13 protein-coding genes are annotated in these 14,677 nt (G+C 72.4%); 6 read left to right on the forward strand and 7 right to left on the reverse strand.

Features of this window, described 5'->3' with window-relative positions:
• Window positions 1–31 precede the first annotated feature (31 nt).
• Window positions 32–1,246 (reverse strand): amidohydrolase, encoded by a 1,215-nt coding sequence (locus tag RWS82_RS08895; RefSeq protein WP_314649019.1) that lies wholly within the window; start codon window positions 1,244–1,246, stop codon window positions 32–34.
• A gap of 285 nt (window positions 1,247–1,531) precedes the next feature.
• Here RWS82_RS08895 and RWS82_RS08900 point away from each other — a divergent pair, with 285 nt between their 5' ends.
• The 4 genes from RWS82_RS08900 (at window position 1,532) to RWS82_RS08915 (ending at window position 6,266) form a co-directional block, all read left to right on the forward strand.
• Window positions 1,532–3,079, forward strand: coding sequence for a helix-turn-helix transcriptional regulator (locus tag RWS82_RS08900; RefSeq protein WP_314649020.1), 1,548 nt, complete (start codon window positions 1,532–1,534; stop codon window positions 3,077–3,079).
• A 121-nt stretch (window positions 3,080–3,200) separates the two neighbouring features.
• The gene (locus RWS82_RS08905; protein WP_314649023.1) at window positions 3,201–4,154 is read left to right on the forward strand and encodes an alpha-L-glutamate ligase; all 954 of its coding nucleotides are present in this window, start codon (window positions 3,201–3,203) and stop codon (window positions 4,152–4,154) included.
• 86 nt (window positions 4,155–4,240) lie between these two features.
• Window positions 4,241–4,816, forward strand: a complete 576-nt coding sequence (locus RWS82_RS08910) for a hypothetical protein (RefSeq protein WP_314649025.1) — start codon at window positions 4,241–4,243, stop codon at window positions 4,814–4,816.
• Between the two features lie 85 nt (window positions 4,817–4,901).
• Window positions 4,902–6,266 carry a PLP-dependent transferase gene (locus tag RWS82_RS08915; protein WP_314649027.1) on the forward strand — a complete coding sequence of 455 codons (1,365 nt, stop codon included), beginning with the start codon at window positions 4,902–4,904 and terminating at the stop codon, window positions 6,264–6,266.
• A gap of 115 nt (window positions 6,267–6,381) precedes the next feature.
• Here the strand turns inward: RWS82_RS08915 and RWS82_RS08920 are convergent, their stop codons facing one another.
• A complete protein-coding gene (locus tag RWS82_RS08920; RefSeq protein ID WP_314649029.1) occupies window positions 6,382–6,837 on the reverse strand; it encodes a hypothetical protein in 456 nt (151 codons plus the stop codon).
• Window positions 6,838–6,962: 125 nt separating this feature from the next.
• Between RWS82_RS08920 and RWS82_RS08925 the strand changes: the two genes are divergently transcribed.
• Together RWS82_RS08925 and RWS82_RS08930 are read left to right on the forward strand one after the other, a co-directional pair.
• Window positions 6,963–9,002 carry a hypothetical protein gene (locus RWS82_RS08925; protein ID WP_314649031.1) on the forward strand — a complete coding sequence of 680 codons (2,040 nt, stop codon included), beginning with the start codon at window positions 6,963–6,965 and terminating at the stop codon, window positions 9,000–9,002.
• Window positions 8,999–10,252 carry an LLM class flavin-dependent oxidoreductase gene (locus tag RWS82_RS08930; RefSeq protein ID WP_314649033.1) on the forward strand — a complete coding sequence of 418 codons (1,254 nt, stop codon included), beginning with the start codon at window positions 8,999–9,001 and terminating at the stop codon, window positions 10,250–10,252. The genes RWS82_RS08925 and RWS82_RS08930 overlap by 4 nt, the downstream gene beginning before the upstream one ends.
• Window positions 10,253–10,345: 93 nt before the next feature.
• On the opposite strand, the gene RWS82_RS08935 is transcribed toward RWS82_RS08930, so the two are convergent.
• From RWS82_RS08935 to soxR, 5 genes are all read right to left on the reverse strand, one after another.
• A complete protein-coding gene (locus tag RWS82_RS08935) occupies window positions 10,346–11,056 on the reverse strand; it encodes a hypothetical protein (protein ID WP_314649034.1) in 711 nt (236 codons plus the stop codon).
• Window positions 11,053–12,321: an LLM class flavin-dependent oxidoreductase gene (locus RWS82_RS08940; RefSeq protein WP_314649036.1), complete on the reverse strand. Its 1,269-nt coding sequence runs from the start codon at window positions 12,319–12,321 to the stop codon at window positions 11,053–11,055. Before RWS82_RS08940 ends, RWS82_RS08935 begins: the two co-directional genes overlap by 4 nt.
• A complete protein-coding gene (locus tag RWS82_RS08945) occupies window positions 12,318–13,670 on the reverse strand; it encodes an acyl-CoA dehydrogenase family protein (protein WP_314649038.1) in 1,353 nt (450 codons plus the stop codon). The genes RWS82_RS08940 and RWS82_RS08945 overlap by 4 nt, the downstream gene beginning before the upstream one ends.
• A 10-nt stretch (window positions 13,671–13,680) precedes the next feature.
• Complete coding sequence (locus RWS82_RS08950; RefSeq protein ID WP_314649040.1) at window positions 13,681–14,034, reverse strand: carboxymuconolactone decarboxylase family protein; 354 nt, start codon at window positions 14,032–14,034, stop codon at window positions 13,681–13,683.
• 136 nt (window positions 14,035–14,170) lie between these two features.
• Window positions 14,171–14,665 carry a redox-sensitive transcriptional activator SoxR gene (gene soxR, locus RWS82_RS08955; protein ID WP_314649043.1) on the reverse strand — a complete coding sequence of 165 codons (495 nt, stop codon included), beginning with the start codon at window positions 14,663–14,665 and terminating at the stop codon, window positions 14,171–14,173.
• Between the last annotated feature and the right edge of the window lie 12 nt (window positions 14,666–14,677).

Consider the following 14,677-nt stretch of genomic DNA (forward strand, 5'->3'; position numbering starts at 1 on the left):
GCCCGACCGGCGATCTAGGCGGCGCTGCGGCTCAGGCGAGGAACTCGCGCGCGGCGGCCGACATCGCGGTGACGCCGACCTCGATGGTCGGGTGGACCACCGGGGCGAAGTAGGGGGAGTGGTTCGTCGGCACGTCGCGGTCGATCGTGCCGGCCTCGAGTGCGGCGGCGAACGCGGCCGGGTCGACGCCGCCCCAGAACCAGAACACGAGCGGGGCGCCGGTGTCGCGGGCGAACCACGACACGTCCTCGCTGCCCGTGAACATGCCGGGGTCGACGACCGAACCCTCGCCAACGGCCGCCTGGATGGCGCGCGTCACGCGGGCCGTCGCCTCGACGTCGTTGATGGTGGGCGGCAGGGTGTGCACGGTGTGGAACTCGGGCTCGCGCTCGGCACCGGATGCCGCGGCCTCCGCCCGCACGATCCGCTCGACGCTCGCCAGCACCCGGGCGCGCATCTCGTCGTTCGGGTACCGCAGGCTGAGTTCGAGCTTCGCCTCGGCCGGGATGATGTTGTTCTTCAAACCGGCGTGGATCGATCCGACGGTGACGACGGCGACGTCGCGCGGGTCGACCTCGCGCGACGCGATCGTCTGCAGGCGCATCACGGTCGCCGCCGCCATCACGATTGGGTCGACGGTCGAGTGCGGGCGCGAACCGTGGCCGCCGCGTCCGTGCAGGGTGACGGTGATGCCGTCGGAGGCGGCCATCTGCGTTCCGGAGCGCACGCCGATCGTCCCAGCGGGCAGGGGAGTGACGTGCTGGCCGAGCACGATGTCGGGCTTCGGCGCGAGGTCGAGCAGACCGCCGTCGAGCATGGCCCGCGAGCCGGCTCCGTACTCCTCGGCGGGCTGGATGAGGACGACGAGGGTGCCCGCCCAGTCGGCGCGCTCGGACACGAGCTTCTCGACGGCGCCGATCATCGCGGTCACGTGCATGTCATGACCGCACGCGTGCATGACCGGCACGGTGTTCCCCGCCGGGTCGACCCCGGTGGCGGTGCTGGCGTACGGCAGACCGGTCAGCTCGCCCACGGGCAGAGCATCCATGTCGGCCCGCACCCACACCACCGGGCCGTCACCGTTGCGCAGGATGCCGACGACCCCGGTGACACCGATGCCCTCGTGCACGTCGAGTCCGAGGTCGCGCAGGTGGCCGGCGGCGATGCCGGCCGTGCGGGTCTCCTGGAAGGAGAGCTCGGGGTGCTGGTGCAGGTCGACGTAGAGCGCTTCGAGATCGATCGTCATGGCCCGAGCCTATCCGGCGGGCCGTGGGGGCGGCCTTCGCGGTGAGCGTTCGCGGCGGGTGGGGTGCGGAATGCAGGCGCGGGGGTGGGATGCGGGCGGCATCCGCTGAATCGTGCCTGCACGTCGCCGCGGTGCCTGCAGATCGCCGTGGTTCGACGCTCCCGCCGTGATGACCACACCCGAATGACCACGCCGCGGCGGCGAACGTTCGCGCGCCGAGCGCCCTCCCCTCCCGCACGTCTGCGACACTGGACGCGTCGACGCTCGAGGGAGAGGGAGGCGGCGATGTCAGAGGCGAGCCTGCGCGACCTCATCGGGCTGTTCGGCGATGCCCGCGACGACGGCGACTGGCCGCGGTTCCTCGATCTGCTGCGGGTGCAGTGGAGCGAGTTGTTCCAGGTGCATCCGGATGACCTCCTCGATCTGCTCGTGTCGATCCCGCCGGACGTGGTCGAGGCGAACTCCCGCCTCCGGTTCGCGGAGGAGTACCTGCGGCGCATCCTGCATCGCGAGGCTGCCGATCGCCTCGACGACGTCGGCGACACGCCCGCGCAGGATGCCCTCGACCTGCTCGCCGAGATCACGAACGAGGTGCGGGTCGCGCGGGTGGAGGGCCGGTACCTCGAGGCGGTCGCCGCCGCCGAGAGGGCCGTGGCGCTGCTGACCGACACCCCCGCGCACATCGTGCCGACCCTCGATACCGCGCTGCCCGAGTTCCACTATCACTGGGCGCTGGCCTTCCAGCTGGTCAACCGCTTCGACACGGCCGCCGAGCAGTTCGCGCTGAGCTACGACTGGGCGGGCACCGTGGGCAACCACATGGCAGCCGCACGGGCGGCAGGTGGGGTCGCGCTCATCCACGCCCTGCACGGGCGGGGGCGCGAGGCCACGGCGTGGCTGCTCAAACGTCCCCGCATCCCGGACGATGCGTGGTGGGCCGCCACCGCACGCACCCCCGGCACTCTGGCCGAGGCGATCCTGTACGTCGAGCGCCTCGAGGTCGACGCGGCGCGGGTCGTGCTGCTCGGCGTCGACATCCGCGAAGGGCTCGACTATTGGGCCCCGTATTTCGCGGTGCGCGCCTACATCACCCCCGACGACGAGGCATCGGCGCGTGCGCTGCTCGCCGAGTTCGACGCGTTCGTCGGCACGCTCACCGATGAGCACGCCTACAACCCTCTCGGCTCGGAGTTCGCGGTGGTCATCCGCTCGCTGCTGCTGCGCCTCATGGGCCGGGCCGATGAGGCGGAGCGGATGCTCGGCGAGGAACCGGTCGATGCCGGTTCGAGTCTCGTGCGGCAGATGCAGGCCGTGCTGCACGCGCGCATGCTGGCCCGACGCGGACGGGCGGCTGACGCGGCCCGGGCCATCGCCCCGCTGCTGCACGTGTCGAGTGCCCGCCCGCGCATCCTCGTCGCTGCTCTGCTGATCGCCGCCGACGGCGTCGAGGGGGAGGAGCGCGACGAGCTGATCCGCCGGGTCGGCGATCTGTCGGCGTGGAACCTCTGCCACCAGTCCTGGGCGTTCGCGTCGGCGGAGGTGCGCGCGGTGCTCGCGACGGATGCCCGCGAACGCGGCGACGGCGAGGTGGCCGATCGTCTGGAGGCGTTGGCGGGCGGGGCGACGATCGCCGGGAGCGACGCCCTCACCCATCGGGAGGCCGCCGTCGTGCAGGCCGCGCTCGCGGGCCTCTCGAACTCCGAGATCTCGGACGCGCATCACGTGAGCATCAACACCGTCAAGACCCACATGCGCCACGCGTACACCAAGCTCGGGGTCACGAGTCGGGACGAGCTGCAGCGGCTCTTCCAGATCGATCGGCTGCGGCGCTGAGAGGGCTGCAGCGCTGGGACGGCTGCGGCGCTGAGACGGCTGCGGCGCGCGACGGATGCTCCGCATTACGCCGCATCTCAGCGGACGCCCGTGCGTCGGCACGCTGTTCTAGCGTGAGGGGATGACTGCCGAACCCCGCGTGTACGTGATCCACGAGAACGCCGAATGGTTCCCGCCGTTCGCCGCCGCCTTCGAGGCCGAGGGGGTGCCGGCGCAGGAGTGGCTGCTCACGGAGGGGTCGATCGACCTCACGTCCGAGCCCCCGCAGGGCGTGTTCTGGTCGCGGCTCAGCGCGTCGGCGCACACGCGCGACCACGCCCACTCGAAGGAGTACGGGCGTGCGGTGCTGCGGTGGCTCGAAGCCGCCGGACGGACGGTCGTGAACGGGAGCGGGGTGCTCGAGCTCGAGGTCAGCAAGGCGGCCCAGCACGCCGCGCTGCAGCGCGCCGGCATCGACGTTCCGCGCACGGTCGCCGTGTTCGGCACTGCGGCGTTGACGGAGCGCGCCCGGGAGTTCACGGCCCCCTTCATCAGCAAGCACAACCAGGGCGGCAAGGGGCTCGGGGTGCGTCGCCACGAGAGCCACGAGGAGTTCGACGCCTGGGTCGCCGGCCCGGAGTTCGAGCCCTCGCCCGACGGCATCACACTGCTGCAGGAGAACCTGTTCGCCGCGGCGCCCTTCGTCACACGGGTCGAGTTCGCCGGTGGTGAGTTCGTCTATGCGGTGCGGGTCGACACGAGCGCGGGCAGCTTCGAGCTGTGCCCGGCCGAGGCCTGCGCGCTGCCCGGCGCCGACGGCGTCGAGCCCGAGCCGCTGTTCCGTGTGCGCGAGGAGGTCGTGGCGCAGCATCCGCTGGTGCAGAAGTACCGGACGTTCCTCGCCGACGCCGGCATCGCCATCGCCGGGATCGAGTTCATCGAGACGGTCGACGGGCGTCTGGTGACGTACGACGTCAACACGAACACGAACTACAACCCGGATGTCGAGGCGGGTGCCGCGGTCTCGGGTCCGCGCCAGATCGCGCGGCACCTCGGCGGTCTGCTCGCCCGCGCGACGGAGCCCGCGAGGGTCTGAGTCCGTCGCGGGCGCGGCCGTCGGCGAGGTGCCGTCGGCGGGCCGAGGCGCGCTCGAGAGAGCCGCCGTCGCCGTAGGATCGAGCCATGTCCGGCGGCCCCACCTCTCCCCACGGTGCGCGCCGGTCGACCACCCGCGCTCTGCTCCAGGTCGCCGCGTTCGCCGCGCTGCAGGTCATCGTCATCGTCGTGCTCATGCCCGTACTCGGACGTCTCGCGGCCTGGTTCCCCCCGGTCTACGCGCTCGTCGCCTGCACCCAGACGTTCCTCCTCTTCGCGGCGCGCCGGTTCACGGGCCTGGCGTGGGGAGCGACGCTGGCGGCAGGCATCACGGCACTGGTCTGTGCGCCGTTCACCCCGCTCGGCTGGCTGCTCGCGGTGCCCCTGATGACCGCTGGAGTGCTGTTCGACCTCGTGCTTCGCGCGGCGCAGCGCCGACGCTGGACGGAGCGCCGCGACAGCCTGGTGAGCGGTGTCGTCGTGGGGGCGGCCCTCTTCGCGGTCTCGCTGCCCGTGATGTCGGCGGAGCACCTCGGCCCGGTGATCCTCGGGCTCACGCTGCTCGCCCGGGTGGTCGCGACGGCGGCCGGAGCGCTGTTGTCCGCCCGGCTCGTGCGTCAGCTGGAGCGCGTCGGGGTGAGCCGGGCGGTCTCGCCCCGCTAGGGCGGAGGTGTGCCCCGCCGCCGACTGTGACCTCTCGTGACGGGCGACCGCGCGCCCGAGCGGAGCAGTCTCTACCGTCGGGAGCATGAGCGAAGGCATCCGTCCCGAATCCGTGCCGCACGACGTGCTCCCGCCCGTGTACGACTGGACCGGGTTCGGGTTCGACACGCGGCAGGTGCACGCCGGGGAGGTCGAGGAGCCCGCCTACGGCTCCCGCGTCGCCCCCATCCACCTGAGCGCGGCCTTCCGGTTCGACTCGTTCGACGAGAGCACGCGCCGGTTCGGGGGCGAGGACGGTCAGATCTACTCGCGCAACCTCAATCCGACGAACGGCGTCGCCGAGCGGCGCATCGCCGCGCTCGAGGGCGGAGTGGGGGCGATCGTCGTGGCCTCCGGGCAGGCGGCGATCAGTGCGGCCCTCCTCTCGATCGTCGGCAACGGCGACCGGTTCGTCTCGACCGCCAGCATCTACAGCGGCACGCGCATCCTGTTCGGGCGCTCGTTCGCCCGCTTCGGCGTCGGCGTCGACTACGTCTTCGACCCCAGCGACGAGGCCCAGTGGGAGGCGGCCATCGGCCCCGACACGAAGGCGATCTTCACCGAGACGATCCCCAACCCCAAGAACGACGTCGTCGACATCGCCGCGGTGGCCCGCATTGCCGAGCGCCACGGCCTGCCACTCATCGTCGACAACACGATCGGCACCCCGTACCTCGTGCGTCCGATCGAGCAGGGTGCGCACATCGTCGTGCACTCGGGAACCAAGTTCCTCACCGGGCACGGCGCGGCGATCTCGGGGGTCATCGTCGACGGCGGGACGTTCGACTGGGCCGGCAGCCCCCGCTCCTACGCGGGCATCACCGAGTCGCCGGCGCCCGGCGTGCCCAGCGCGCTCGCGACGCACGGACGTCGCGCCTACGAGCAGTTCGTGCGCGGCGGCATCGTCAACGACCTCGGGCCGGCCCTCTCACCGCTGCACGCGTTCCTGCTGCAGCAGGGCATCGAGACGCTGTCGCTGCGCATGGAACGGCACGTGTCGAACTCGCAGGCCATCGCCGAGTTCCTCGCGGGGCATGCGGCGGTCGAGTACGTCGACTACGCCGGCCTGCCGGGGCATCCGCAGCACGAGATCGCTCAGCGTGCGCTCGGGGGCCGCAGCGGGTCGGTCTTCGCGGTGACGGTGCGCGGCGGGCGGGCGGGGGCGGAGGTCTTCATCGACAGCCTGCGGGTGTTCAGCCGCATGACGAACATCGGAGACGTGCGGTCGATGGTGCTGCATCCCGCGACGACCACCCACCTGTCGTTCACGCCGGAGCTGCGGGCGCAGTTGGGGATCGACGACGGACTCGTGCGACTGTCGGTGGGTATCGAGACGGTCGACGACCTGATCGCCGACCTCGACTCCGCGCTCGCCGCGGTGCTCCGTCACCTGGAGTCGGTGCCCGCCTGACCCCGCCGCACCCCCTCGATTCCGGTCGCATTTTCTGTCGCTCGGCGCGCGGCTAGGCGACAGAAAATGCGACGGGAGCGGGAGTAAGGGAGGGGAGCGGGAGGTGGGTGAGGGGCTAGCGGGCCTCGAGGGCGTGGAGGCGGGTCCAGAAGTGGTGCAGGCCGTGCTCCGTCAGCGTCGCCGAGGCACCGAGCGTCTCGAAGAGGGAGCGCACAGCCTCCGACGCCAGCGGGGCGAGACCCGCGGCGAGCAGTTCGGCCTCGTCGACGGATGCCGTGCCCTCCGCCACGCGCCGCAACAGCGAATCGGCGACCGCGGTCGCGACGGCCGAACGGGCCGCAGCGTCGGCAAGAACGCGCAGGAACTGGGGGTCGTCGGCCGCCTGCTCGGTGTTGCCGTGCTGCTGCCGTCGGGTGCGCGCGGCGGTCTGCGCGGCGCCCGTCTCGGTCACTTCGGCGATCAGGGCGGCCCGGTCGATGACGAGCGCCAGTGCCCGGGCCCCGGCGCCGTCGGTCCACGGCGCGCTCAGGTCGGCGGTGCGGGAGCGATCGGTCGGAGCGGCGGCGGGCATGGTCCTCCTCGGCGGATGCGCGGGGCGGCCCCGCGGGATTCCGACTGTAGCGAACGGCGTCCGCCCCGACGTCATGCGCGTTAACAGGAGCATGCCGGGGTGCCGCCGCTGGATACGCTGACCCCATGACCTCCCGTCCGTTCGGCTCCCTGGATTGGGCGCGGAGGACTCCCGGTGTTCCGGGGCTCCTCGATGAGATCCGCCAGTCGAGCATCTCCGACGCCCCCGAGCTTCCGCAGAGTTTCTTCGCCCGTCTCGCCGCCGCCGGTTTCGGCCGCATCCGCGTACCCGCCGCCGAAGGCGGTCTGGGCGGCGACGTCCTCGACCTGATCGACGCGCTCACCGCCGTCGCCGCCGCCGACTCGAACCTCGCCCAGGCCTGGCGCACCCACGTGCTCGCGACCGAACGGCACGTCAAGACCCCCGCGGGCCCGCTCCGCGACCGGTGGATCGCGCGCATCGCGGCGGGGGCGATCATCGGCGGCGGATGGACCGAGGCCGACGGTTCGGGCCCCCGCGTGTTCACCACCCGCCTCTCGACCGAGACGGGCATCCCGCGTCTCACCGGCCGCAAGTTCTACTCGACGGGGAGCCGATACGCCGACTGGCTCGAATACAGCGCGGTCGACGACGCGGACGAGCTCGTCATCGCGGCGCTCCCGAAGGACTCGCCGGGCGTCACGCTGCTCGACGACTGGACCGGCTTCGGCCAGCGCGCCACCGCGAGCGGCACCACTGTGCTCGACGGAGCCCCGGTCGACCCCGACGACGTCGCCCCGTGGCAGACGCAGCACCTCGGCACGCCGGGGTGGCAGCAGATGATCCTGCTCGCCGTGCTGGTCGGCATCGGCGAGGGTGCGCGCGCCGCGGCCGCCGACCTCATCGACCGGGTCGACCGCTCCCACGGGGGTTCGCCGATCCTCGTGCTCGAGGGGTACGGCCGCATCAGCGCGCTCGTCGCCTCGGCGCGCGCCTCGCTCGGCGAGATCGGCCGCCTCAGCGAGATCGCGCACCAGGCCATCATCGGTCAGCAGCAGCATGCCGAGACCCTCGCCGACGACGCCGTGAACGCGGTGTTCCAGGCGCAGGCGACCATCGTTCCGCAGGTGATCGAAGCGGCCGACCGGCTGATGACCCTGCCGGCGCTGCTCGACGAGCCGGCCGAGGCGCAGAACCTGCGCAGCACGCTGCGGCTCGACCGGTTCTGGCGCAACGCGCAGACGCTCTCGACCCACAACCCGGTGCTGCACCGCCTCCGCGCGATCGCCGACCGTGAGATCTACGCGATCGACCGCATCGCCGAGCCGGCCGAACGCGAAGTCGCCGTGTCGCGCGCGATCGCCGAGGGCATCCGTCCGCTGACCGTCGTGCGCATCGATGCCGCGCTCGCCGGCCGCCTCACCGCCGACCCGCGGTCGCTCGACACCGTGGCCGACGCATTCGCGGGGCGCGAGCCGGTGCTGCTCCAATTCGACGAGCGCCCGGGGGCGCACTTCGACCCCGCGGTCGCGATCGCCACGCTGCTGCACCGCCTGCCCTCGGCCTGGTTCGCGGTCGGCACCGGCGACCTCGACGACACCGGGCACCCCTACAACCTCGCCCGCCGCATCGCCTCACTCGAGCAGCTCTCCGGTGGACGCACCGCCTGGGTGCTCGACGACGGCGACGACGAGAGCGAGGCCGAGCGCGACCGCATCCGCGTGGTGCAGCAGCTGCTGAGCAGCTGGCCCCGCGAGTCGATCGCCGCGGATGCCGACGCCCCGCACTTCGCGCAGACCGAGCAGATCCGTCGCATCAACGCGGCCGGTGCCTACCCGACGGCGGGCCCGCTGAACGTGCCCAGCAGCCCGCAGCAGCTGCCGGTGTTCGTGTCGTCGCGTCGGTTCGACGACGTGCACCGATATGTCGACCTCCTGGTGCGCGACGGTGCGTGGGTGCTGCCGTATGCGGATGCCTCGGGGCACCCGCTCGCGACCACCTACGCGGCGCGCGACCTCGACGGGGTGCTCGCGATCGCCGGTTCCCTGCCGGTCGTCGCGGATGCCGACGCCGGTGCATCCCCGCAGACCCTGCGCGCCCGGCTGCGGCTACCCGCGCCGGCCCTGTACGAGCTCCCCGGAGCATCCGCCCGCTTCGAGCGCGGCAGCGAGACGGAGGCGTCATGAGCGACGAGAACCGCCTGCTCACGGTCAACATCAACGTGCTCGGAGTCGGCCAGCGGCCGGCGGCCTGGCGCTCGCCCGACATCCGCCCCGACGCGATCGTCGACCTCGCCCACTGGCAGAATGTGGCCCGCATCGCCGAGCGCGGGCTGGTCGATGCGATCTTCCTCGCCGACCGCCCCGCGATCACCGACCCGCGCAGCCGCCCGGTGCAGTACCTCGACCCCGGGGTGCTCGTGCCCGCGATGGCCGCGGCGACCGAGCACCTGGGCTTCGTCGCGACGGCATCCACCACGCTCAACGAACCGGTCGAACTCGCGCGCCGCCTGTGGGCTCTGCACACCGCCACGCAGGGGCGCTTCGCGTGGAACGCCGTCACCAGCTGGGACGTCGAGGCCATGCGCAACTTCGGTCTCACCGAGGTTCCCGAACGCGAGGTGCGGTACGCCCGCGCCGAGGAATTCGTCTCGGTCGTGAAGCGGCTGTGGGCGACCGCCGGAACGTCGGAGGTCGTGGAGCACGACGGTTCATTCGTGGTGCGCGCCGGGCTCGAGATGGAGGCGCTCGTTCCGGACCGCCCGGCGATCGTGCAGGCCGGCGGATCGGAGCCGGGGTGGCGCCTGGCCGGCCTCGTCGCCGACGGCGTGTACTCGGTCGACCACGATCCGGTCTCAGCGGCCGAGCACCGGCAGAAGATCCGCTCGTACGCGGTGGAGGCGGGGCGGTCGGCCGACGACGTGCGCGTGTTCCCCGGGCTCGCCGTGGTGATCGGCAGCACCGAGCAGGAGGCGTGGGACCGGTTCGACCACTGGGAGCACCTCGCCCCCGCCACCTACAGCCTCAACGAGCTGTCGAAGGCGCTCGGCGCCGACTTCTCGGGGCTCGACCTCGATGCGCCGGTGCCCGAGAGCGTGCTGGCCGATGCGGAGGCGCAGGATGCCGGGTGGTCGGCGGCGTACCGTCGGGTGCTGATCGCCCGGATTCGCGCCGAGCAGCCCACGATCCGCCGCCTGCTGCGCGACTTCGGCGGTTACGGGCAGCGGTTCCTCGCCGGGACGCCCGAGCAGATCGCCGACACGATGGAGGAGTGGTTCCGGGCAGGATCGGCCGACGGCTTCAACATCATGCTCGACCTCTTCCCCTCCGGCTTGGAGGACTTCGTCGATCAGGTCGTGCCCGAGCTGCAGCGCCGCGGCATCTTCCGCCGCGAGTACGGCCAGGGCGGGGTGCTGGAGCGCTTCCGGAGGCCGTAGCGGCTCGCGCGGGCTCGCAGATCTGCACGATCTCGCAGACCCTGGGGGCGGAGCATCCGAGATTCTGCAGATCTGCGAGATGGTGCAGCGGCGTCAGACCTGGGTGAGGCGCCCTGGGCCGGCGAACGCGGGCGTGCCGGTGGCGAAGGCGACGGATGCTCCGACACCGAACACCGCTCGTGCGCCTCCCGCCGCGGATTCGCCCGCATCGTCCGAGGCCTCGAGGCGCGTTCCCGCGACCCACACGGGGAGAGAGGCGGCATCGAGCACGATGTCCACTCCCGGGCCCACCGACCCCGTCGATGACAGCAGCACCGTCACCGGCTTGTCCAACACGTCGACGGGCACGGTCAGCGGCCCGCCGATCGACGGGAACTCCGGGTCGTCGATCCGCACGATGCGTGAATCGTCGACGAACACCTCGGCGCCGGTGTCGCGGGCCACCGCATCCAGCGGCCACGTCTCGAAGAGTCGCGAGATGAGCGCCAGCACCGCAGCCGATGTCGCGGCCAGGCCGACCCGCCGCTCGTGCAGGTTCGAGAGGGTGGCGATCGTGCGGGCCAGGTTGATCGGATGCTGTCGCGCACCGACGATCGGCACCACCACGACCCGCCGGGTGATGGCGAGCAGCGCGGCCGCCGCGGCCGTGCGATCGGGCCCCGGCCCGTCGAGGTCGCCCAACAGCAGCACGTCGGTCGCTGCATCGAGTTCGGCGCCGAGCGCGGCACGGGCATCGCGCCCCGAACCTGCGCGTACAGCGAAGCCAGCAAGGGTCGCGTCATCGACGCGCAGCAGACGGGTCATCGGCGCAGTCCTCTCAGCCAGGCGGTGAACGGTTCGTCGCCGGGGCGGGTGAGCAGCCCGCGCTGGCGCAGCACCGGCGTGACGTGCTCGGCGAACTCCCGCAGTCCCCACGGATTGGTGTCGAAGAGCAGGTTGAATCCGTCGGCGGCGCCGGCATCCACCCAGTCGGTCATGATGTCGACCAGCCGCTCGGGCGAGCCGACGAAGAGCTGATGCCCGAACCCCGCGAAGTACCGCAGCAGCTCGCGCACCGTGAGATCGCCCGCCGCGCCGTACGCCGCGATCGCCTTCCGGAACCCGATCGGCGCCGCGGAGGGATCGCCCGACAGGCGCCGGATCTCGCCCTCGGCGGGGGCGTCGAGGTCGAGCCGCGAGCCGTCGATGCCGAACATCGCCGTGAACCGTTTGAGGACGTATCCGTCGGGGCCGCGTTCGTGGATGAGCGCGAACCGTCGCTCCGCCTCCTCCTCGGTCGAGCCGACGACGAGGTGGATGCCGGGCAGCACGAGCGGCGCGGGGCGCCCGAGCGCTGCCGCGCGTCGGCGCAGGTCGAGACGGTTCTCCACCGCCGTCTCCTTCACGGTCTCGGCGGCGAACACCGCCTCGGCGCTCGCCGCAGCGAGCTGGCGACCGCGGGGCGAACCGCCCGCCTGCACCACGAGCGGCGCGACGTCGGGCAGCAGGGCGCGGATCGCCGGGTCGACGCCCAGGTCGTCACGACGGATGCTGTCGCCGAAGTACTCGCCCTCGTGCACGTAGTCGGTGTCTCCCTGCACCGCGGCGAGGAACGCGGTGTAGGCGGCGACGAACTCCTCGGCCCGGGCGTAGCGCTCCTCGCGGCCGGGGTCGGCGTCGTAGCCGAAGTCGGTGATCGCGGGGCCGGTGACCCCGGTCACCACGTTCCAGCCGAACCGCGAACCGCTGAAGGCGCTGACGCTCAGCAGGCGTCGAGCGAGTTCGACGGGGTCGTTCGTGCTCGATGAGACGGTCGCGATGACGCCGAGGTGTTCCGTCTCCGCGGCGACGGTCGCGAGTGCGGCGAGCGGTTCCAGCAACCGGCTCGGACGGATCGCCGGGTTCGACGCCAGGCCCGGGGTGTCGGCGAGGAAGATGGCGTGCAGCCCGGCATCCTCCGCGGTGCGCGCGGCGTCGCGCCAGAAGTCGGCACCGAACACGCGCCGCGGATCTTCGCCCGGCGCGCGCCATGCGCCTGCATCCGTCCCGTAGTCGTACACGTTGGCGCCGAGCACCACAGGCCGGGTCATCGGAGGACCTCCTCGGAATCTCGCAGATCTGCAGAATCTCGCAGCTGTTGGGGGCGAACCGTCTGAGATTCTGCAGAACTGCGAAGTTCTGCCGCCCCCGTAGCCGGCGCGCCCGCGCTGCCGACGTACCAGATGGCGGGCAGGTCGCCGCCCCCCAGTGCACGCTCGCCGAGCGCCCGCGCCTTGAGATGCACGGGGTTGTGATTGCTGAGCGTGCGGGCGTTGCGCCAGTGCCGGTCGAGGCCGAGGCGCGCGTCGACGAGCGATCCGCCGCCGAGGTCGAACACGCTCTGCGCGGCCTGCAGCACGAGCGCGGGCACGGTGACCTGTGCGCGGGTGACGGCGAGGTGCCCGTCGCCCGTCTGCGCGTCGCGAGGTCGGTCGAGGTCGGTGCCGAGCACCGCAGCCGCGGCGCGCACGGAGGCGACGACCGCCTGCGCGAGGCCCTCGAGCGTGCCGATGCGTTCCTGCAGCTGCGGGTCGTCGGCGGGCACTGCGTGCGATGCGTGGCTGAACGTGCGGGTGCGACCGCGCAGCCAGGCGACGGCGTCGTCTCGCACGCGCAGCGCGATCCCCGCGAGGGTCGCGAGATGGGTGAGTTGCAGCACGGCGTCGAGCGACCCCGGCCGATCGGCCCCCGGTGCTTCGCCGGCGCGCACGCGCGCGGGGTCGACGGCGACGTCGGTGAACTCGACCGTGCCGGAGGTGGTGAGGCGCTGGCCGACCCCGTGCCAGTCGTCGTGCCGGGTGATGCCGTCGGCATCCGCCCGCACCACGGCCACCAGATGCCGACCGTCGTCGTCGGACGCGAGCACCTGGATCCAGTCGGCGTAGCCGGTGCCGGTCGCGTAGGCCTTGCGGCCGTTCAGACGCAGGATGCCGTCGCGATCGGCCCGCAGGGTCGTGCCCACGATTCCGACCTCCCCGGTGCCTTCGGTGGTGGCCCCCGCGAAGAGGCGGCCGGCGCCGATCTCGGCGGCGAGCTCGTCGGTCGCGGCATCCGCCTCGCGGCGGGCGATCGCCCGGGCGGCGCGGTCGCTCGCGGTGAAGTGCGTGCGCATGCTCTGGGTCACGTTCGCGTCGGCGCGCGCAAGGAGGATCTGCAGATCGACGAGCTGCGGGTAGCTCAGCCCCGCTCCGCCCGCCTCCACCGGAAGACGGGCGGCGGTGAGGCCCAGCGACGCGAGCGCGCGCACATTGGCGCGCAGGCCCCGCTCGGGGTCGCCGTCGCGGTCGCGGGCAGCGGATGCGGTGGCGATCCGGGCGATGACGTCATCGATGGCGGCGACGTTCCGGCCGCCGATGCCGACGTCGGCGACGGACGTGAGCGCGAGCAGGTCGTCGGACATGCGCGTCGGATCAGTGCTGGTGGTCGTGCGCGGGGTCGGCGAGCTTGAACGCGAGACGCCCGTGCGCGAAGCCGCCCCCGGCGCGGATGGCCGTCGCGACCCACGCGGCCTCGGCCAACTCGGCCTCGTCGGCGCCGGCGGCGACGGCCTTCTGGGAGTGCGCGTCGATGCAGTAGACGCACTGCGTGGTGATGCCGACCGCCAGCGCGATGAGCTCGCGGTACTTGAGCGGGATCGCCCGCGACTCGTCGGGAGCGAACACCGCACTGTCGAACGCCGCGAACGCCGCGAGGATGTCGGGGGTGTGCTCCTTGTAGACCTTCGTGTAGGTCTTGTCGGCTTCGCTGTCGAAGTAGGCGCTCATGCTCTGCTCTCTGCTCGCGGATGTCTCTCGACCCGGCCGCGACGGCGCCCGGGGCTCTTCCGCGACGCTATGGCCCCGGGCATCCGCCCTGCACGTCGGACTGCAACACGGGGTCATGCGGGCTCGCCCGCAGGCGTCACTCGGCGAGCGGGTCGCCCTGCAGTCGCTGCGGACCCGCGCCCTTGCTGCCCAGCGCGTCGTCGGGGTTGAGCAGACTGCACGCCTTCATCGACAGGCAGCCGCAACCGATGCATCCGGTCAGCTCGCGCTCCAGACGCTCGATGCCCTCGCGGCGCTTCTCGAGCTCGCGCTTCCACCGCCGCGAGGCGCGCTGCCACTCGTCGTGGGTGGGGGTCTCGGTGAGGGGCACGTCGGCGAAGGCGCTCTGCACGTCGGACAGCGGGATACCGAGGCGCTTCGCCACGGAGATCAGCGATACCCGCCGGATCATGTGCCGCGGGTACCGCCGCTGGTTGCCCGAGGTGCGGGTCGAGGCGATGAGTCCGAGCGACTCGTAGAAATGCAGGGCGGATGCCGCCACCCCCGTGCGGCGCGTCATCTCGCCGATCGTGAGCGGTTCGTCGGGGCTCGCGGCGTCGGGTGCGTCGGGTGAGTCGGCGTGCGAGGTCATCGGCGCCCTCCC

This window comes from uncultured Microbacterium sp. (assembly GCF_963528945.1).
Classification (GTDB): Bacteria; Actinomycetota; Actinomycetes; order Actinomycetales; family Microbacteriaceae; genus Microbacterium.

What these genes read in the sequence shown, in the direction of transcription:
- RWS82_RS08895 (WP_314649019.1), bottom strand. Translation starts at nt 1,246, where the DNA reads ATGACGATCGATCTCGAAGCGCTCTACGTCGACCTGCACCAGCACCCC.
- RWS82_RS08900 (WP_314649020.1), top strand. Translation starts at nt 1,532, where the DNA reads ATGTCAGAGGCGAGCCTGCGCGACCTCATCGGGCTGTTCGGCGATGCC.
- RWS82_RS08905 (WP_314649023.1), top strand. Translation starts at nt 3,201, where the DNA reads ATGACTGCCGAACCCCGCGTGTACGTGATCCACGAGAACGCCGAATGG.
- RWS82_RS08910 (WP_314649025.1), top strand. Translation starts at nt 4,241, where the DNA reads ATGTCCGGCGGCCCCACCTCTCCCCACGGTGCGCGCCGGTCGACCACC.
- RWS82_RS08915 (WP_314649027.1), top strand. Translation starts at nt 4,902, where the DNA reads ATGAGCGAAGGCATCCGTCCCGAATCCGTGCCGCACGACGTGCTCCCG.
- RWS82_RS08920 (WP_314649029.1), bottom strand. Translation starts at nt 6,837, where the DNA reads ATGCCCGCCGCCGCTCCGACCGATCGCTCCCGCACCGCCGACCTGAGC.
- RWS82_RS08925 (WP_314649031.1), top strand. Translation starts at nt 6,963, where the DNA reads ATGACCTCCCGTCCGTTCGGCTCCCTGGATTGGGCGCGGAGGACTCCC.
- RWS82_RS08930 (WP_314649033.1), top strand. Translation starts at nt 8,999, where the DNA reads ATGAGCGACGAGAACCGCCTGCTCACGGTCAACATCAACGTGCTCGGA.
- RWS82_RS08935 (WP_314649034.1), bottom strand. Translation starts at nt 11,056, where the DNA reads ATGACCCGTCTGCTGCGCGTCGATGACGCGACCCTTGCTGGCTTCGCT.
- RWS82_RS08940 (WP_314649036.1), bottom strand. Translation starts at nt 12,321, where the DNA reads ATGACCCGGCCTGTGGTGCTCGGCGCCAACGTGTACGACTACGGGACG.
- RWS82_RS08945 (WP_314649038.1), bottom strand. Translation starts at nt 13,670, where the DNA reads ATGTCCGACGACCTGCTCGCGCTCACGTCCGTCGCCGACGTCGGCATC.
- RWS82_RS08950 (WP_314649040.1), bottom strand. Translation starts at nt 14,034, where the DNA reads ATGAGCGCCTACTTCGACAGCGAAGCCGACAAGACCTACACGAAGGTC.
- soxR (WP_314649043.1), bottom strand. Translation starts at nt 14,665, where the DNA reads ATGACCTCGCACGCCGACTCACCCGACGCACCCGACGCCGCGAGCCCC.